At 64.0% G+C, this 17,884-nt stretch carries 15 protein-coding genes and 1 pseudogene; 3 read left to right on the top strand and 13 right to left on the bottom strand.

The window, feature by feature from the left end:
- The first annotated feature begins 28 nt into the window (after nt 1–28).
- Nucleotides 29–334, top strand: a complete 306-nt coding sequence (locus B0G71_RS01870; protein WP_106283438.1) for a DUF2917 domain-containing protein — start codon at nt 29–31, stop codon at nt 332–334.
- 37 nt (nt 335–371) lie between these two features.
- On the opposite strand, the gene B0G71_RS01875 is transcribed toward B0G71_RS01870, so the two are convergent.
- Complete coding sequence (locus B0G71_RS01875; RefSeq protein ID WP_116139370.1) at nt 372–1,613, bottom strand: citrate/2-methylcitrate synthase; 1,242 nt, start codon at nt 1,611–1,613, stop codon at nt 372–374.
- Between the two features lie 145 nt (nt 1,614–1,758).
- Here B0G71_RS01875 and B0G71_RS01880 point away from each other — a divergent pair.
- Nucleotides 1,759–3,055, top strand: a pseudogene (locus B0G71_RS01880) (CoA transferase).
- A gap of 84 nt (nt 3,056–3,139) precedes the next feature.
- Here the strand turns inward: B0G71_RS01880 and B0G71_RS01885 are convergent.
- Nucleotides 3,140–3,886, bottom strand: a complete 747-nt coding sequence (locus B0G71_RS01885; RefSeq protein WP_116118157.1) for a GntR family transcriptional regulator — start codon at nt 3,884–3,886, stop codon at nt 3,140–3,142.
- Between the two features lie 191 nt (nt 3,887–4,077).
- Here B0G71_RS01885 and B0G71_RS01890 point away from each other — a divergent pair, with 191 nt between their 5' ends.
- Nucleotides 4,078–4,923 (top strand): aldo/keto reductase, encoded by an 846-nt coding sequence (locus B0G71_RS01890; protein ID WP_116139372.1) that lies wholly within the window; start codon nt 4,078–4,080, stop codon nt 4,921–4,923.
- Between the two features lie 15 nt (nt 4,924–4,938).
- Here B0G71_RS01890 and B0G71_RS01895 read toward each other — a convergent pair whose 3' ends face one another.
- From B0G71_RS01895 to B0G71_RS01945, 11 genes are all read right to left on the bottom strand, one after another.
- Complete coding sequence (locus B0G71_RS01895; protein ID WP_116139374.1) at nt 4,939–5,436, bottom strand: hypothetical protein; 498 nt, start codon at nt 5,434–5,436, stop codon at nt 4,939–4,941.
- Between the two features lie 178 nt (nt 5,437–5,614).
- Nucleotides 5,615–7,798 carry an ABC transporter ATP-binding protein gene (locus B0G71_RS01900; RefSeq protein ID WP_116139376.1) on the bottom strand — a complete coding sequence of 728 codons (2,184 nt, stop codon included), beginning with the start codon at nt 7,796–7,798 and terminating at the stop codon, nt 5,615–5,617.
- Nucleotides 7,795–8,661, bottom strand: coding sequence for an ABC transporter permease (locus tag B0G71_RS01905; RefSeq protein WP_116139378.1), 867 nt, complete (start codon nt 8,659–8,661; stop codon nt 7,795–7,797). Before B0G71_RS01905 ends, B0G71_RS01900 begins: the two co-directional genes overlap by 4 nt.
- Nucleotides 8,658–9,668: an ABC transporter permease gene (locus B0G71_RS01910; protein ID WP_116139380.1), complete on the bottom strand. Its 1,011-nt coding sequence runs from the start codon at nt 9,666–9,668 to the stop codon at nt 8,658–8,660. Before B0G71_RS01910 ends, B0G71_RS01905 begins: the two co-directional genes overlap by 4 nt.
- Before the next feature lie 44 nt (nt 9,669–9,712).
- The gene (locus B0G71_RS01915; RefSeq protein WP_116139382.1) at nt 9,713–11,377 is read right to left on the bottom strand and encodes an ABC transporter substrate-binding protein; all 1,665 of its coding nucleotides are present in this window, start codon (nt 11,375–11,377) and stop codon (nt 9,713–9,715) included.
- Between the two features lie 314 nt (nt 11,378–11,691).
- Nucleotides 11,692–12,711 (bottom strand): HoxN/HupN/NixA family nickel/cobalt transporter, encoded by a 1,020-nt coding sequence (locus B0G71_RS01920; protein WP_116118150.1) that lies wholly within the window; start codon nt 12,709–12,711, stop codon nt 11,692–11,694.
- A gap of 18 nt (nt 12,712–12,729) precedes the next feature.
- A complete protein-coding gene (locus tag B0G71_RS01925) occupies nt 12,730–13,245 on the bottom strand; it encodes a cupin domain-containing protein (RefSeq protein ID WP_116139384.1) in 516 nt (171 codons plus the stop codon).
- A 186-nt stretch (nt 13,246–13,431) separates the two neighbouring features.
- Nucleotides 13,432–15,537, bottom strand: a complete 2,106-nt coding sequence (gene fusA, locus B0G71_RS01930; protein ID WP_106283427.1) for an elongation factor G — start codon at nt 15,535–15,537, stop codon at nt 13,432–13,434.
- 327 nt (nt 15,538–15,864) lie between these two features.
- Entirely contained in the window at nt 15,865–16,371 is a 507-nt protein-coding gene (locus tag B0G71_RS01935; protein WP_116139386.1) for a DUF192 domain-containing protein, read from the bottom strand.
- A 145-nt stretch (nt 16,372–16,516) separates the two neighbouring features.
- The gene (locus B0G71_RS01940) at nt 16,517–16,711 is read right to left on the bottom strand and encodes a hypothetical protein (protein ID WP_041758551.1); all 195 of its coding nucleotides are present in this window, start codon (nt 16,709–16,711) and stop codon (nt 16,517–16,519) included.
- Nucleotides 16,712–17,144: 433 nt separating this feature from the next.
- Nucleotides 17,145–17,714 (bottom strand): pseudouridine synthase, encoded by a 570-nt coding sequence (locus tag B0G71_RS01945; RefSeq protein WP_116118147.1) that lies wholly within the window; start codon nt 17,712–17,714, stop codon nt 17,145–17,147.
- Nucleotides 17,715–17,884 lie beyond the last annotated feature (170 nt).

Genomic DNA, 17,884 nt, shown 5'->3' on the forward strand with positions numbered 1-17,884 from the left:
AGAGAAAAGTTCTTTGAAGGAGAGAGCGATGCGTGAAGTCCGGATTTTCGAATTGGAACATGACGAGCCCGCGACGGCCTGGCGTGTCGCGCGTCCGTCGATCTTCAAGGTCATCTCGGGCGAGATCTGGCTCACTATCGAGGGCGACAGCGAGGATCACTGGCTCGCGACCGGCCAGTCGATCGAACTGCCGCGCCGCGCGGTGGCGTGGATCAGCGCGGGTCAGGCCGGCGCGCGCTTTGCGCTGGCGAGCGGCTCCGAGCGCACCGCAACGAAGCCGATTTCAGGCTCGCCAGTGCTGAACTGGCTGCCGCGCTGGCTCGGCGCGGCCTGACGAATCGCCAGGCTTATCCAGCCGGGTCCGTAGCGTCTCAGTTCGGCCCGGCAGCCTCATATTCCCCGACGTAACGCGCGCGCGGCCGGATCAGGCGGCCGTCGCGCGTCTGTTCCATGGCGTGCGCAATCCAGCCGACCACCCGGCCGACCGCGAACAGCGTAAACGCGGCGCCCGCCGGCAACCCCAGCACTCGCTCGATGGCGGCAAGCGCGAAGTCGACGGTCGGCTCCGCGCCGGTCGTATCGCGCACCGTGCGCGCCAATCGAAGCACTTCAGGCAACGGTGAACGCGCCGGCGCGCAGTCGGCGAGCATGGCGAACAACAGCCGCGCCCGCGGGTCGCCGTCCGGATACAGCGGATGACCGAAGCCCGACAGCACCGGCCCGTGCGCGCCATGTTCGACGCGCGCGAGGCGGTTCGCCAGATAGCGGTCGAGATCGGGCGCGCGCGAGGCTTCTTCGAGCAGCGCGGCGATACGCACCGTTTCGCCGCCATGCCGCGGACCGGACAACGCCGCGAGACCTCCTGCCACCGCGCCGAACAGATGCGTGCCCGTCGACGTGATGCAGCGCACCGTGAAGGTGGACGCATTCAACTCATGATCCGCGCAGGCCACCAGCGCCGCGCGCAGCAAGCCGGCCTGCTGGCGGTTACGCACATGCCACGCCAAAGCCAGTTGCCGATGCAGCGGCTCGTTCGACGGCGCCGCCGAGATCATCGCGGCAGCCAGCAGCCGCATGACGGCGCAGGCTGTATCGAGTTGCGCATCGCGGCCGAGTGCCCACACACGCGGCATTTGCGCCGCAGCGGCCGGCAACAGCACGAGCGCGCGATCGAGCGGCGTACTGTCGCCCCACAGCTTGAGCCACGCGGCCCATTGAGCGTTGGCGAACGGCACGGCCGGCGCATCGGTAATGCGCCGTGCGCTGCATTCCCACAGCAGCGCCGCGACGTCCTCGAGCGATGCGCTTTGCGCCAGCTCCATCGCATCGTGCCCGCGATATAGCAGGCGCCCGTCGGCGACCAGCGTGATGGACGATTCGAGCACAGGCACGCCCCAGTCCAGCACCTTCTGCGCGACCTTGCCCGCGCGTTTGCCGTCTTCCTTGCGGCGCGCGAGGCGCCGCACTTCGCCGGCGTCGTAGAGACGATGCTTGCCCTGCGCATCCGGCGACGAGCTCAGCATGCCCCGGCTCACATAAGCGTACAGCGTGGGCAAGCTGATGCCGAGCGCAGCGGCGGCTTCAGCGGCGGTCATGGCGTTAGAGGTCGGCATGGGTCGGCATGAGTTGGCATGAGTCGGCATGGAAAAGGGCGGAAACCGAAGAAATCAATATATATTGATTATCATAATCAAGATTGATTGCGGTGGAGTGAAATTCTAGACTCGGTTCACTTCCTCCTGCTTTGCCAGGGACGACATGACACCTGAACTCGCTCTCAAACACATCTGGACCCTCGCCGGATGCGACCCGACCGCGCTGCGTTCCGTGACGCTGACCGGCGCTGATCCGGGTTTGCCGTCGGTCTACCGGGTCGGCAGCCTGGCCTCGGCGAGCATCGCCGCGACCGGTCTTGCGGCAGCCGACTATCAGCGTCTGCGCACGGGGCACAGGCAGCACGTGACGGTGGAGATGCGGCGCGCGCTGGCGTCGTTTCGCAGCGAGCGCTATCTGCGTGTCGACGACGGGCCGCCGCCCGCCTTGCGCGATCCGGTGATGGGTTTCTACGAGACACGCGACGGGCGCTGGATTCAACTCCACACGAATTTCGCGCATCACCTGCGCGGCGTATTGCAGATACTCGGTTGCGAGAACGATCCTGTTGCCGTGGCCGCCGCGATTCGCAACTGGGACGGCGCGACGCTCGACCAGACGCTCGCTGACGCCGGCCTCTGCGCGGCGTTGATTCGCACGCCCGACGAGTGGGCCGCGCTCGATCAGGCGAAAGCCATCGCGAGCTTGCCGCTCTTCGAAATCGAGCGTATCGGCGACGCGCCGGCCGAGCCGCCGCGCGAGCGCGGCGCGGATCGGCCGCTGGCGGGAGTACGCGTGCTGGATCTGTCGCGCATCATTGCCGGGCCGGTGGCCGGGCGGGCGCTCGCGCAGCATGGCGCCGACGTGTTGATGATCAACGGGCCGCATCTTCCGAACATCGCGCCGCTGGTGATCGACAACGGACGTGGCAAGCGGTCGGCTCTCGCCGATCTGCGCGACGCAGCGGGGCGTGAGGTGTTGCGCGGCCTCGCCGCCGACGCCGATGTATTTCTTCAGGCATATCGCCCGGGAGCGCTGGCCGCGCGCGGTTTCGGTCCTGAGGAACTGGCGCGTGTGCGGCCGGGAATTGTCTACGTGTCGGTGTCGGCGTATGGGCACGAAGGGCCGTGGGCGCAACGGCGCGGGTTCGATAGTCTGGTGCAGTCGGCAAGCGGGATTGCCTTCACCGAGCGGCAGGCGGCGGGCTACCGAAGGTGGGAGCTGGCATGTGCGCGTCTCGCTCGCGCAAACGGGCCGGTGGCTGCAATCGTTCGGGCAGATTGCCGATGGCTGGCAAGCGCCCGACGTCACGCTCGACGATGTGCGCGATTGCCTTGCGACAGTGGAGTCGGAGTTCGGACGCGTGCTAGGCGTGCAGCCGGCTGAGGCTTTGGACGAGACGCCTGCGTACTTCGCGCTGCCGCCGGCCCGAATAGGCGCCCATGCGGCCAAATGGACGTGAGGACTTCAGGTCAGATGGCCTGCGGCGAGGCGTGTGCCGACACACAACCAACGCACGCCCCGCGCGCACAGTGAAAAAGGCCATCTATTTCCTCAACTCCGCCACGAAGTCGTAGTAATCGTTACGGCAGTACGTATCGGTCAACTCGATCGCGCGCTGATCGGCGGTGTAGCCCACGCGTGTGATCAACAGCAGCGCCTCGTTCGGCGCGATGCTCATTTGCTGCGCGATTTCCTCGCTCGCATTCACCGCGCGAAAATGCTGCAACGCGCGGACAATCGTCAGTCCACGGTTCTCCAGATACGAGTACAGCGAATCGCCAATCGCCTGGGGATCGGGAATCACCGCGGCGGGGAAGGTGGAATTCTCGACGGCCATCACGATGCCGTCGGCCATCCGCAAGCGCCGCAACCGGGTCACCGCCGCCGCCGGCGATAAGCCGAGCTGAATCACCTCGTCGCGGTTGGCCGGCAAAATTTCGCGCGACAACCACTTCGAACTCGGCGTAAAACCGCGTCGGCGCAACATTTCGCTAAAGCTCGACAGACGCGACAACGGATCTTCGTAGCGTGGTGTGATGAAACTGCCCGCGCCCTGAGTGCGTCGAATCAAACCCTGCTCGACCAGCAAGGCGATCGCCTTGCGTGAGGTGATCCGCGATACGCCGAGCGCCTCGGAAAGCACACGCTCCGAGGGCAGCGCCTCGCCCGCGTTCCAGCGGTTCTCGTGGATGGCGGCGCCGAGCTTGCGAGCCAGTTGCAGATATAGCGGCGTGTCGTTTTCCGGGTCCGGGCGCAGGTCGCGCCAGCGGTCTTCCGAGGCAGAGGTCATGGAACTCACGCAAGAAGGGCAAGCGGCAATTCTATGACATCGGCGCGCTGTGTTATAGCGGGCTTTTGCCTGGTGTCCGATCGAATGCCCGTTAAACCGCTAAACTCGTCGCTATGATTTTTCGTGGCACGCGCGGCGCATTCGCTTGCGCAGCGATATTGCCGACCACTGAGCCACTTCGAGGAGTCAGCATGACGAGCGACATCGCAAGCGTAAGCCTGCCCGACGGCGAACGCGTTCCGAAACTGGGGCAGGGCACCTGGGGGATGGGTGAAATGCCGGCGCGGCGAGCCGCTGAGATCGACGCGCTGCGTTGCGGCATCGAACTCGGCATGACGTTGATCGATACGGCGGAAATGTACGGCGACGGTGCGACTGAATCGCTGCTCGGTGAAGCGCTGGCCGGATTGCGCGACAAGGTGTTTCTGGTCAGCAAGGTGTATCCGCACAACGCCAGCCGGCGCGGCGTGATCGCGGCGTGCGAGCAGAGCCTCAAGCGTCTGAAGACCGATCAGCTCGATCTGTATCTGCTGCACTGGCGCGGCTCGGTGCCGCTCGCGGAGACGGTCGAGGGCTTCGAGGCGTTGCGCCGGGCGGGCAAGATCCGCCATTGGGGCGTCAGCAACTTCGACACCGAGGACATGGAAGAACTCGTCGCCACGCCGGGCGGCGATGCTTGCACGACCAATCAGATTCTCTACAACGTGGCGCGCCGCGGGCCGGAGTTTGATCTGCTGCCATGGCTCGCCTCCCGCAAGATGCCGGCCATGGCGTACAGCCCGGTCGATCACGCACGCTTGCCGAAACGCTCGCCGCTCGACGATATCGCCGACGCGCGTGGCGTCTCGGTGGTTCAGATCGCGCTTGCGTGGGTGCTGCGTCGGCCCGGCGTGTTGGCGATTCCGAAGGCGGCGCGCGTCGAGCACGTACGCGACAACTATCGCGCATTGCAACTGCAACTCGGCGCCGATGAACTGGCCGCTATCGACGCTCACTTCAAACCACCGCGCGGCAAGCGGCCGCTCGAAATGCTGTAAGCGCAGCGCCCCTTGTCAGTTGCAGCTGTGGTGCATGTGGACGGAGCCGAGCACCGCTACTTCCGCGGGCGTGTGCCTGAGCGAATCCTCGTTGACCTGGCCGGCGTCCACAACGAATTCGTCGACGATCGACGACACCTGCACATTGCGCAGGCACAGCGATACGCGCTGCGTTTCATTGGCGGGCAACGCGCTGCGCTGACCGAGGAACAGCACGCCATACTGATAGCCGTGGATGATGCCGCGAATCGCACCGACGCATTGACCTTGCGCGACGTTGTCGGTTTTCTGCTTGCAGGTTTGCGCGAGCGAATACGCGGAGAAGGTGGGGTCGACCGGCGGGGCGGCTTGCGAGAGCGTCGGCGAGAGCGGCTGTGCCGCTTGTGCCGTTTGCATTTGCGCGGGTGTTTGCGCCGACGTTTGCGCATGAGCGAGCGACGCGAGGCCGAGCGCCGCAGCCATCACCAGGCCGGTGGCCACACGCGCCGCGGAGCGGGGGACGTTTCGTTGCATGTTTGTGGTGCCCTCATATCGAACGTTGAATCTGATATGAGGCGATCGCGTCGGTTTGGTTCCAGGCGCGCGCGCACGGGCGGCTGCTTGTTCGAGTTTTTGCCACCTACGCACACGTCCGCGTTCACGGTTCAAGTGTGTGGCCCTGACGCGCGGTCTAGATTCGCGTCAGGCCGTGCTACTCGTCACGCCGGGCGTTCTCGGGCGCGTTTTCCGATCTGTCGCCAGGCACCTTGCCCGCGACTTTTCCCGCATCGTCGCGCGACGCAGATTGCAGCGCGCGCAATTCATCGACGGGGATGTGGCAGCGGATTCGATGCGCAGACGGCGTCGCCGCCTTGCTTTCGCCGGCATCGGCGAACGGCGGGTCCTGCTGTTCGCAGATTGCGCCCAGCTTGCGCGGGCAGCGTGTATGAAACACGCAGCCGGACGGCGGCGATGCCGCGCTCGGCAAATCGCCGGACAGGCGGATGCGGGTCGCGCCACCGTGACCATCGAGTGTCGGCACTGAGGACAACAACGCTTCCGTATAAGGATGATGCGGTCCTTCGAACACGGCCGCTGCCGGTCCGATTTCCAGCAGCCTGCCCAGATACAGCACCGCGATGCGATCCGACAGATAGCGCACGACGTGAAGATCGTGCGAGATGAAAACGTAACTCACGCCGCGCTCGCGTTGCAGATCGGCGAGCAGGTTCAGGATCGCGGCCTGCACAGAGACGTCGAGCGCGGAAGTCGGTTCGTCGCAGACCACCACGCGCGGTTCGCCGGCAAACGCACGGGCAATCGCCACACGCTGTTTGAGGCCGCCGGACAATTGGCGCGTGCGCGAGCCGAGATAGCGCTCCGGCAAGCGCACGGCGGCCGTCAACGTGGCAAGCCGTTCGTCGATGGCCGGCCCGCGCAACGCGGTGAGCCGCGAGAGCGCGCGGCCGATCAGCCGTTTCACCGAATGCGCGCGATTGAGCGCGGAGTCCGGATTCTGGAAGACGATCTGCAGCGACTTGACCTGCTCGGCGTTGCGCCGCGTAACGCGCGCGGCGAGCGGTGCGCCGTCGAGTTCGAGCACGCCGCCCGCATCCGGCGTAAGCAGGCCGAGCATCAGCTTGGCGAGCGTCGTCTTGCCGCTGCCCGATTCGCCGACGAGCCCAAGCGTTTCGCCGCTGGCGAGATCGATCGAGACGTCGTCGACCGCCCGCAGCGGAGCGCCGGATACGTGAAATGTCTTCGAGAGTTTTTCCGCACGCAATACGGGAGCAGGGGACTTGCCGTCGAGCGACGCACCATTGCGCTCGGGCACAGCTTCCGCACTCGCACGCGGCAATTCGATCGCGCGTTCGTGGTAATGGCAGCGCGACATCTGATCGCCGCGCGCGGCACTCACGCGATACGGCGGCGGTGCTTCACGGCGGCAGCGGTCGTCGGCGAGACGGCAGCGATCCGCGTAGATACAGCCCTGCGTGACCGAACCGGGCAAGGGCAGACTGCCCGCGATCGTGTCGAGCCGCTCGCTGTCCTTGCTGCGCCCGGCCGTGGGCAAACAGCGCAACAGTCCGACCGTGTAAGGATGACGCGGCCGCGTGAAGACATCTTGCGTCGCGCCTTCTTCGACCAGTTTGCCCGCGTAAAGCACGCCGACGCGTTCGCACATCCGCCCGATCACCGCGAGGTTGTGACTGATGAAGAGCACCGCCGTGCCGAGTTCTTTGCGCAACTGCGCGACGAGATCGAGCACTTCCGCTTCGACGGTCGCATCGAGCCCGGTGGTCGGCTCGTCGAGAATCAGCAGCGCGGGGTTCGAGGCGAGCGCCATGGCGATCACCACGCGCTGTTGCATGCCGCCCGACAATTGATGCGGGTAACTCTCCATCACCCGTTCGGGCGCTGCGATGCGTACTCGTTGCAGCATCTCGTGCGTGCGCCGCAAGGCTTCGTCGCGCGCGATGCCGGCGGCTTCGAACGCTTCGGAGACTTGCCGCGCGATCGTCAGCGACGGGTTCAGCGCGCGCCCCGGATCCTGATAGACCATCGAGATCGCATTCGCGCGCATGTTGCGCAACGCGTCGGCGTTGAGCTTCTGCACGTCCTCACCGGCAATGACGATCTTGCCGGCCTTCACCTTGCCGTTGCGCGGCAGATAGCGCAGCGCCGCCATCGCGACGGTCGACTTGCCGCAGCCGGACTCGCCGACCAGACCGTATGCTTCGCCGCGCCGCACGCGAAATGAAATGTCCTGCAGCACTTCGCGATCGCGTCCGCGTATCCGGTACGTGACCGTCAGCCCGACGACGGTCAGCGCATCCGTGCGGTCGCTCTTCGAGACGTCGAAGGCGGGGAACGAGGAGGGCGGCGGGCCGTTCATCGGTCGAGCACGCTTTGCACGCTGTCGGCGATCAGATTCACGCCGACCACGAGACTCGCAATCGCGCCGGCCGCGAACACCACCGTCCACCATGCGCCGCCCGCCATCAGCGTGTACGACTCGGACAGCGCGAGGCCCCAATCGGCCGACGGCGGCTGAATGCCGAAGCCGAGAAACGATAGCGTGGCGACCGCGAAGATCGCGTAGCCGAGCCGCACCGTTGCTTCGACGATGATGGGCGGCAGCACGTTCGGCAGGATCTCGGCGAACATGATGTAGGGCGCGCGTTCGCCACGCAATTGCGCCGCGGCGACGTAGTCGAGATGGCGTTCGGCGAACACGGCGGCGCGCACGGTGCGCGCGGTGATCGGCGTGAACGTGATGCCGATCACGAGAATGACGGTGAAATTCGACGCACCGACCGCGGCGAGGGCGAGCAGCGCGACGATCACGAGCGGCAGCGCGAGCACGGCATCGATCGCGCGTCCCACCACGTTGTCCACCCAGCCTTCGAAGTAGCCGACGATCAAGCCGAGCGTGGTGCCGGCTATCGTTCCGAGCAAAGTAGCAAGCGGCGCGATGGTGAGAATGTCGCGCGCGCCGACGATCACGCGCGAGAACACGTCGCGCCCGAGCTGATCGGTGCCGAACCAATGCGTGCTGTCGGGCGGTGTTAGCGAATTGAGCGGGTCGGATGCGTACGGGTCGATGCGCACGATCCATTGCCCGGCAATCGCGCAGACGATCCACCATGTGACGATCACCACGCCCACCACGAAGGTGGGTGAGCGCAGCAGCAGGCGCAACTGGTCGAAGCGCGGCTCGGCGGCAACACGTGGTGTCGGCGGAACGATGGTGCTCATTCCGCGCTCCTCACCCGCAGCCGCGGATTGAGCAACACATGCAACGCGTCGGCGACGAGATTGGCGACGGTGTAGACCACGCCGATTGTCAGCACGCCTGCTTCGAGCATCGGAAAGTCCTTGGCCTTGGCTGCGTTGTAGATCAGCGAGCCGATACCTTGATAGTGGAACAGCGTCTCGACCACCACGAGGCCGCCGATCATATAACCGAGCTGTGTGGCAGCGACCGTGATGGTGGGCAGCAACGCGTTGCGCAACACATGCCGCCAGATCACGATATGACGCGGCAGGCCTTTGAGAATCGCGGTGCGCGTGTAGTCGGCATCGAGCGCCTCGACGGTGCCGGCCCGCGCCATTCTCGCGATATAGCCGAAGAACACCAGCACGAGCGGCAGCACCGGCAGCACCAGGTGACGCAGCTGTTCGAGCGCGCTCGCTTCGGGCGGATACGACGCCTCGATCGGCAGCCAGCGCAGCCATACGCCGAACACGAGAATCAGCACGATCGACGAAACGAATTCGGGCACCACCGTCGCCGATAGTCCAGCAATGCTGATCGTGCGATCGAGCCAGCGCCCCGCGTGCATGGCCGACCACACGCCGCCCGCAATGCCGAGCGGCACGACCACGACGAACGCCAGCAAGCCGAGCTTGGCGGAATGCGCGAGCGCCTCGGCGATAAACGGCCGCACCGGCTCGCGATACGCATAGGACAGCCCCATCTCGCCGCGCACGAAATGCGAAATCCAGTCGATGTATTGCGTCATAAGCGGACGGTCGGCGCCGAGCTGATGATTGAGCGCGGCGACTGCGCGCGCGTCGGCGAGCGGCCCGAGCACCGCGCGGCCGATATCGCCGGGCAGAAGTTGTCCGCCCGCGAACACGATTACCGACAGCAGCCATAGCGTGATCAGCGACAGGCCGACACGCGTCGCCAGAAAACGCAGGACGCGGCCCGCGTTGCCGCTCGGCGCGGAGGAAGCGGAAGGCGTCACCGTGGTCGACATCGTGCTCTCCTGTCGCAAACGCGCCGGCGCTCAGGCATTCAACATCACGCGCTCAACACCGCGTGGTCGAAATAGAGTTGCGCGAGCGCGGTGAAGCGCACGCCGTTCACACCCTTGCGCATGGCGATCAGTTGATCGTAGAAGAACGGAATGATGATGGGCGTTTCATCGAGCAGCAGCGTCTGGATCTGCCCGGAGATTTTCTTCTGCGAGCCGAGATCGATGGCGGCGACGAATTGCGCGACCAGTTGATCGTATTGCGGATTCTTGAAGTGCGCGGCGTTCCACGTGCCGGTGCTGGTGAGCGGTGCATTCAGGAACACGTTCGGCACGCCGCGATGACCGTAGTCGGTAATACCGAGCGGCGAGTCCAGCCAATCCGATTTGCCCGGCGTGCCCGCGCCGTAATACAGCGACTGGCTCTCTACCTTTAAATTGATGCGCACGCCGATCGCCTTCGCCGCGTTCTGCACGACCACCGCGAGATCGGGAATCTCCATGTATTTCTCGGTGGTCAGCGTCACGTCGAAGCCGTTCGGCACGCCCGCTTGCGCAAGCAACTGCTTTGCCTTCGCGACGTCGATCTTGCGTTGCGGAACGCCCGCATCCGAGGACGGAAACACGGGAGCGAACGGACTGTCGTTGCCGAGTTGCGCGCGCCCTTTGAACAGGCCACGCACCAGCACATCGCGATCGAGCGACAATGCCAGCGCCTGGCGCACGCGCTTGTCCTTGAACAACGGACTGTCGTTGCGCATATGAATCTGCCGATGCGCGCTCGACTTCACGCCGACGGCCTTGTAATCCGGATTGTTCAGAATGCCGGCGCCGCCCTGCACGGTGAAGGTGCCCATCACATCGGCCTGATGGCCTTGCAGCGCGAGCAATTGCGCCTGTTCGTCGGCGTAGAACGAGAACTGTACGCGTTGCGGTAACGCTTTGTCGCCCCAGTAATCGGGATTGCGCACGAACGACGCGCCCACTTTCGCCTGATACTTTTCGAGCTTGAACGGACCTGTGCCGATGAAGCTCTTTTCATAGCCGCCCGCGTAGTTGGCGGGCAGGATCACGGCGTTGTAATTGTCCGAGGAAACGTAATAGGGGAAGTTGCCGTTCGGCGCGTCCAGATGAAACGCGACCGTGTGGTCGTCGACCACTTTCGCACCGCCTTTGGACAGCACACCCTTGAGCACGGACAGCGCCGCCGAGCCGCTTGCCGGATCGGCGAGGCGGTCGAAGGTGGCGACCACGTCTTTGGCGCTGAACGGCTGGCCGTCGTGGAACTTGACGTTCGGCCGCAGCTTGAAGGTCCACACGTCGCCCTTGTCGTTCGGTTTCCACGACAAGGCGAGCGCCGGCTTCAGCACGAGCTTTTCGCCGTCGTCGTCGATCAGGAATTCGCCGGTCTGGTTCAGCAGCGCAAGACTGGCGGCGTCCGTTACCGTAAGCGGATCGACCGCGCCCGCGGGCGTCAGGTGAGCCACGCGGATCGTCTGATTCGCTGCGCCGGCGGCGCCTTGCGCGCGAGCTTGTGGCGCATTCAGCACGCCGCCGCCCACCAGCGACAAACCAATCACGCTGGCATAGCGCAGCAGGTCGCGGCGCGTGATGCGGCCGGCGAGGAATTCGTCGATGGCGTGGTTGCCGTAGGCGTCGGCGGTGAGGCGGGCTGCGTCGAGTGCGAGAAATCGGTCCGCGGGAGTCTTCATCGATGGAGTGTCCAGTCCGTTCTGTTGCCGGTTCTGAAGGGCCGCACAGGATGCGCGCGACAGGCGACGGTATTGCAATGACGAAAGCGACAGGGCGAAGCGGGTTCAGTGTAAGCGATTGCTCATGGATTCGGAGCGCCTGCGCCGCCGCCGGGTTCGCGTTTGGCGGATAAAAGGGCGGCTGTGTATCGTCATCACAACGTTCGGCGCGGTCGCGGCGCGAGGCATGTCCAAACGCCCGCCGCTGCGGCAGTGCAACGGCCAATGCCGCGAATGGAAACCTTACCGACCGCCGCGGGCGACAGGTGCTGGATTTACCGCGCGACCGCGTCCGGGCGCCGCCAGCGGTGGAACAGCACCGAGCCGATCCAGCACGCCATGAACATCGCGACGATGCCATAGCCCAACGCGCCGAAGCGCTCGTTCACGCTGGCCACCGCTTCCCATACGCCGCCGTTCAAGCCGAGCTTGTCCGACAGCAGACCCAGTGCCTCGACGCCGCCGATCACGATCGCCACCACCGCCGAAACGAACGTGATGCTCGCGTTGTAGTAGAGCTTGCGCTTCGGGTCGTCCATGGCCCAGCCGTAGGCGTGGACCATCAGCACGTTGTCGGTCGAATCCACCAGCGTCATGCCGGCGGTGAAGAGCGCGGGGAACACGAGAATCGAATAGAGCGGCAAACCTTTGCCGGCTTCGGACGCGGCAATCGCCAGCAGACCGATCTCGGTCGCGGTATCGAAGCCGAGGCCGAACAGCACGCCGACGGGGTACATGTGCCAGCTTTTCGTCACGAGCCTGAAAAGCGGCCGTAGCGCACGCGACAGCAGACCAGCGGGCGCGATCGAGTCCGGCGTTTGAGCGGGCAATTCGCCGCTGCGTTGGACTTGCCGATAGCGGCGCCATACGTCGCGCAGAATCACGAGGTTGACGGCGGCCAGCACCAGCAGAAAGCTCGCGGACACGAGCGTGCCGATCGTCCCGCCGACGGCCTTGAACGTCTCGAAACGGCCGTGCAGCGAATGCGCGGTCCACGCGATGCCGATCGTCGCGAGAACCACGATCGTCGAATGCCCCAGCGAAAACGACAGCCCGACGCCGAGCGGACGCTTGCCGGTTTGCATGAGCTTGCGCGTGACGGCGTCGATTGCCGCGATGTGATCGGCGTCGACCGCATGGCGCAAGCCGAAGCCATACGCGAGCAGCGCGGTGCCGAGCAGCAGCGGGTAATGGCGAAACGCGATCAACGCCCACGCCCACGCGCCGAGATTGGCGGCGATCAGCACGGCGTACAGCGTGAAGAGGCGTGGGCGCAGGGAAGCGGTCGGCGTCATGAGTCGCGTGGGCAAGAGTTAGTGATCGTGCGGATGCTTGTGAATCGGATCGACCCAGAACACCGTCTCGGGCTGTTCCACCGCGTCGATGTTCAGGTTGACCACCACTGCTTCGTTGTCGCTGCGCACCAGCACGCATTCGAGCGGGTCGTCCGTGCTCGCGTTGATCTCCTGGTGCGGCACGTACGGCGGCACGAAGATGAAATCGCCGGGGCCGGCTTCGGCGGTGAACTCCAGATGCTCGCCCCAGCGCATGCGCGCCTGGCCGCGCACCACGTAGATCACGCTTTCGAGCGCGCCGTGATGATGCGCGCCGGTCTTCGCATTCGGATGGATCGTCACGGTGCCGGCCCAGATCTTCTGCGCGCCGACGCGCGCCGCATTGATCGCGGCGGCGCGATTCATGCCGGGCGTCTGCGCGGTGTTGCTATCGAGTTGATCGCCTTTGATGACCTTCACGCCGTGCTCGCGCCAATCGACCGGTCCAGCGGGTGGCGCGTCCTTGTAATGCGGGTGTTCGTGATCCTGGCTCATGATGTGTCTCCTCGAGGGCTAGAGTCCCGGCGTTCGGCACGGCGCCGTCTGGCATTTTTGCATGTTCAAAAACGTGCGTGTGAAGAAGCCCTGTGTGCGGCGCAGCGGACGAAAAAAAGCCCGTCCGCAGGGGACGGGCTTCGAGCCGTTGGCGTGTGCTGCCTTCGGCTTGATGGCGGCTCGCGCTTACTTATGCTTCGCGTTGATCACGGCTTCAGCGACGTTGTTCGGCGTTTCCGCGTAATGCTTGAACTCCATCGTGTAGGTCGCGCGGCCCTGAGTCGCGGAACGCAGCGACGTGGAGTAGCCGAACATCTCCGCGAGCGGCACTTCGGCGCGCACCAGCTTGCCGCCGCCGCCGGCAATGTCTTCCATGCCTTGCACGAGTCCGCGACGGCTCGACAGGTCGCCCATCACGTTGCCCATGAAGTCTTCTGGCGTTTCCACTTCGACGGCCATCATCGGTTCGAGCAGCACCGGCTTGGCTTTGCGCATCGCTTCCTTGAAGGCCATCGAGCCGGCCATGCGGAACGCGTTTTCGTTCGAGTCGACGTCGTGGTAGGAACCGAAGGTCAGCGTCACCTTCACGTCGACCACCGGATAGCCGGCCAGCACGCCGGCCTTCAGCGTTTCCACGATGCCCTTGTCGACTGCCGGAATGTATTCGCGCGGAATCACGCCGCCCTTGATCGCGTCGACGAATTCGTAACCCTTGCCTTGCGGCGCCGGCTCCAGCGTGATCACCGCGTGACCGTACTGACCGCGGCCGCCCGACTGCTTGACGAACTTGCCTTCGACATCTTCGACCTTGTTGCGCACCGTCTCGCGATATGCGACCTGCGGCTTGCCGACGGTCGCCTCGACGCCGAATTCGCGCTTCATGCGATCGACCAGAATTTCCAGGTGCAACTCGCCCATGCCCGAGATGATGGTCTGGCCGGATTCTTCATCCGTCTGCACGCGGAACGAGGGATCTTCCTGGGCAAGACGATTCAGCGCAATGCCCATCTTTTCCTGGTCGACCTTGGTCTTCGGTTCGACAGCCTGCGAGATCACCGGCTCCGGGAAGATCATGCGTTCGAGGATGATCACGTTGTTCGGATCGCACAACGTGTCGCCCGTGGTCGCTTCTTTCAGGCCGACGGCCGCGGCGATGTCGCCCGCGTAGACTTCCTTGATTTCCTTGCGCTCGTTTGCGTGCATCTGCAAGATCCGGCCAAGGCGTTCCTTCTTTTCCTTGACGGCGTTGTAGACGGTGTCGCCCGAATTCACCACGCCGGAATAGACGCGGAAGAAGATCAACTGGCCCACGAACGGGTCGGTCATGATCTTGAAGGCAAGCGCCGAGAACGGATCGGTGTCGGTCGGATGACGCTCGATTTCCTTGTCGTATTCGTCGTGACCGGTAATGGCGGGCACGTCGACCGGCGAGGGCAGATAGTCGATCACCGCATCGAGCATGGCCTGCACGCCCTTGTTCTTGAACGCGCTGCCGCACAGCATCGGCACGATTTCGTTGGCGATGCAGCGCGCGCGAATGCCGTACTTGATTTCCTCTTCGGTCAGGGTCTCGCCACCGAGGTATTTGTCGAGCAGTTCCTCATTCGCTTCCGCCGCGGCCTCGACCATCTTGTCGTGCCATTCCTTCGCCGTCGCGGCGAGTTCCGCCGGAATATCGCGGTATTCGAACTTGATGCCCTGGTTCTCTTCGTCCCAGAAGATCGCCTTCATCTTGACGAGATCGACTACGCCCTGGAAGTGCTCTTCCGCGCCGATCGGAATCTGGATGGGCACTGCGACGCCCTTCAGGCGATCGCCGATCTGCCGCTGCACGCGGAAGAAGTCCGCGCCCACGCGGTCCATCTTGTTGACGAACGCAATGCGCGGCACCTTGTACTTGTTCGCCTGGCGCCACACGGTTTCCGACTGCGGCTGCACGCCGCCGACCGAGTCGTACACCATGCACGCGCCGTCGAGCACGCGCATGGAGCGCTCCACTTCGATCGTGAAGTCGACGTGTCCGGGGGTGTCGATGATGTTGATCCGGTGTTCCGGATAGTTGCCGGCCATGCCCTTCCAGAAAGCGGTGGTGGCCGCCGACGTGATGGTGATGCCGCGCTCCTGCTCCTGTTCCATCCAGTCCATCGTTGCCGCACCGTCGTGAACCTCGCCGATCTTGTGGGTCACGCCGGTGTAGAACAGGATGCGTTCAGTGGTGGTGGTTTTGCCGGCATCGATGTGAGCGCTGATGCCGATATTCCGGTAGCGCTCGATGGGAGTCTTGCGGGGCACGTGAACCTCCTTGGAATGGCGCGCCTGAAACGCTTGCCGGGCGGCAGTCTGTGCCGCCCGGGGAGCCTTGGGTGCTGCTTTACTAAGACTACTAGGATAGCGCGTCGGCCCGTCTTTTGCAGGAAACTTGCCCGCCGGACGCGAAGGCGTGCTGGCAAGACTTCGGCTGGCGGCGCCGCGCGCCTGGTGGCGCCGCAAGGCGAGCGGATGTCGCGCCGGCCGATGCCGCGGCGCGGAAAAGAAAAAAGCCGGCGCCTCGAAACGAGGCACCGGCTCCTGGAAAGCGGTGGGCCGAAGCGCGGCGCTTTGGCGCGGCCGGCGCACGTGTTATTGCGCTGCGGGCAAGCCCTGAATCTTCATTCCCGGTTTGACGCCTTTCGACGTGAACCAGCCTTTGCTCATCTCCAACGCATACACGCCGTTGTTCTTCGGGCAGTGATTATTGGTGGTCTCGGCCTGCATTTCGTCGATGTCGGTAACCGTGCCGTCGGCGCGGATAAACGCGATCGACAGTGGGATCAGCGTGTTCTTCATCCAGAAGCAATGCACGGCGTTTTCGCCGAAGACGAACAGCATGCCTTCATTCGGCGCGAGGCTCGTGCGATACATGAGGCCTTGCTCGCGGTCCGCGTCGTTCGCGGCGACGGCGGCGTCGATCACGAACATACCCGCCGTCAGTTTCGCACGGGGAAATTCGCTGGGCTGTTTGGCGCCGGCCGGCATCTGCTGCGCATGCGCAGGAGCGGCCGTGGAAGCAACGAACGACAACGCGGCGAACGGCAGCGCAACGGCAACAGCGAAACGCGCAATCAACGAGCGCATGGGAAATCGCACGGCATGACTCCTTGCTGGAAATTAACCCGCGAATGTTACGCGAGCGCGTCAAAAACAAAAAGGCAGATCGCCTTGCGGTGATCTGCCTTTCAACGCCGTAAGAACGGCAATGAAGCTAGTTCTTGACTGCGTTTTTACAACAAACTTACTCCGAAGCGCCCGAAGCTGCAGCTGCTGCTGCTGCCTTCTTGTGCGACTTCTTGTGAGCGTGCTTCGTGGTCTTCTTTGCCGACGAAGCTGCTGCCATCGGAGCTGCCGAAGCTGCTGCCGGTGCCGAAGCTTGTGCGAATGCTGCCGTTGCGAAGAGACCAGCGACCAGAGCGGCGATCAGTTTGTTCATTTTGTGAATCCTCAGCTTTAGTTAATTAACCAAATGACCCGGTTATATGTAGAGTCATGTCGGTAAACGTGCCATCCACCTTTCGGTTGACAGCCGCATCGACAAATTTTTCGACACGTCTGCTTTAGCGCTCAGACTGCCCGCACCTACCGCAAAAGCGGCTTGCACAAAGGCCCTTAAGGCTGAATGCCGGATAGCTTTAGGCGGCATCTGCGTCGAATAACGCCTGAGCTTGCGCACCGGTTGACGTGAATTTTATGGAAAAGTTATATGCGCTTGCGTTGGTGCAAACGACAGACTGCGGCGTACCCGCGCATGCCATTGTTTCACGCGCTCTTTTGTTTGCCGATACAACGAGTTAGCTTATTTTTTGCAGCGTGGAATGCAGGCGTGTTGCGGATTCGATCATCAGTCGGCGCGCGTCTGCGGATGATCAGGCGATGCCTTCCCACGGCGCCTTCGGTGGCAATTCGACGCTCTCGCCCGGTTGCAGCCCCAGCGAAAAAATGTCGAGCGCGCCGATGCCGACGCGTACCAAGCGAAGCGTCGGGAACCCCACCGCGGCTGTCATGCGCCGCACCTGGCGGTTCTTACCTTCGGTGATCGATAGCTCGATCCAGGTGGTCGGTATCGCGGCGCGAAAACGGATCGGCGGGGTGCGTGTCCAGAGCGCGTCGGTCGGCTCGACATAGTCGGCGCGGCAGGGCCGCGTCACGTAGTCGCCGAGATCGACACCGCGTGCGAGCTTTTTCAGCGCTGCCGCGTCGACGGCGCCTTCCACTTGGGCCCAGTAACGTTTGACAAGCTTGTGACGCGGCTCGGCAATGCGCGCTTGCAATGCGCCGTCGTCGGTAAGAAGCAGCAGACCTTCGCTGTCGGAATCGAGTCGGCCCGCGGGATACACGTTGGGCACTTTGACCCAGTCGGCCAGCGAAGCGCGCGTCTCGTGCGGCGAGAACTGACAGATGGTGCCGAACGGTTTGTTCAGAGCGAGAAGGTGCATAGGAAAAAATAAGAATGGCGTAGAGAGGCTTGCGCCGCTACAGCGCCAGGAGGCGCCGGGCCGACCGTAAATGGCGGGATAATAAAGCATCATGCGCGACTGAATACTCGGCATCTTATATAAGACATAAGACTTGCGCCTTGCCGTTTTGCATTCGTCCATGTTGGAAA

Source organism: Paraburkholderia sp. BL27I4N3 (assembly GCF_003386115.1).
Lineage (GTDB): Bacteria > Pseudomonadota > Gammaproteobacteria > Burkholderiales > Burkholderiaceae > Paraburkholderia.

What these genes read in the sequence shown, in the direction of transcription:
- B0G71_RS01925 (WP_116139384.1), bottom strand. Translation starts at nt 13,245, where the DNA reads ATGAGCCAGGATCACGAACACCCGCATTACAAGGACGCGCCACCCGCT.
- B0G71_RS01915 (WP_116139382.1), bottom strand. Translation starts at nt 11,377, where the DNA reads ATGAAGACTCCCGCGGACCGATTTCTCGCACTCGACGCAGCCCGCCTC.
- B0G71_RS01940 (WP_041758551.1), bottom strand. Translation starts at nt 16,711, where the DNA reads ATGAACAAACTGATCGCCGCTCTGGTCGCTGGTCTCTTCGCAACGGCA.
- B0G71_RS01885 (WP_116118157.1), bottom strand. Translation starts at nt 3,886, where the DNA reads ATGACCTCTGCCTCGGAAGACCGCTGGCGCGACCTGCGCCCGGACCCG.
- B0G71_RS01900 (WP_116139376.1), bottom strand. Translation starts at nt 7,798, where the DNA reads ATGAACGGCCCGCCGCCCTCCTCGTTCCCCGCCTTCGACGTCTCGAAG.
- B0G71_RS01910 (WP_116139380.1), bottom strand. Translation starts at nt 9,668, where the DNA reads ATGTCGACCACGGTGACGCCTTCCGCTTCCTCCGCGCCGAGCGGCAAC.
- B0G71_RS01895 (WP_116139374.1), bottom strand. Translation starts at nt 5,436, where the DNA reads ATGCAACGAAACGTCCCCCGCTCCGCGGCGCGTGTGGCCACCGGCCTG.
- B0G71_RS01920 (WP_116118150.1), bottom strand. Translation starts at nt 12,711, where the DNA reads ATGACGCCGACCGCTTCCCTGCGCCCACGCCTCTTCACGCTGTACGCC.
- B0G71_RS01905 (WP_116139378.1), bottom strand. Translation starts at nt 8,661, where the DNA reads ATGAGCACCATCGTTCCGCCGACACCACGTGTTGCCGCCGAGCCGCGC.
- B0G71_RS01870 (WP_106283438.1), top strand. Translation starts at nt 29, where the DNA reads ATGCGTGAAGTCCGGATTTTCGAATTGGAACATGACGAGCCCGCGACG.
- B0G71_RS01945 (WP_116118147.1), bottom strand. Translation starts at nt 17,714, where the DNA reads ATGCACCTTCTCGCTCTGAACAAACCGTTCGGCACCATCTGTCAGTTC.
- B0G71_RS01890 (WP_116139372.1), top strand. Translation starts at nt 4,078, where the DNA reads ATGACGAGCGACATCGCAAGCGTAAGCCTGCCCGACGGCGAACGCGTT.
- B0G71_RS01875 (WP_116139370.1), bottom strand. Translation starts at nt 1,613, where the DNA reads ATGCCGACCTCTAACGCCATGACCGCCGCTGAAGCCGCCGCTGCGCTC.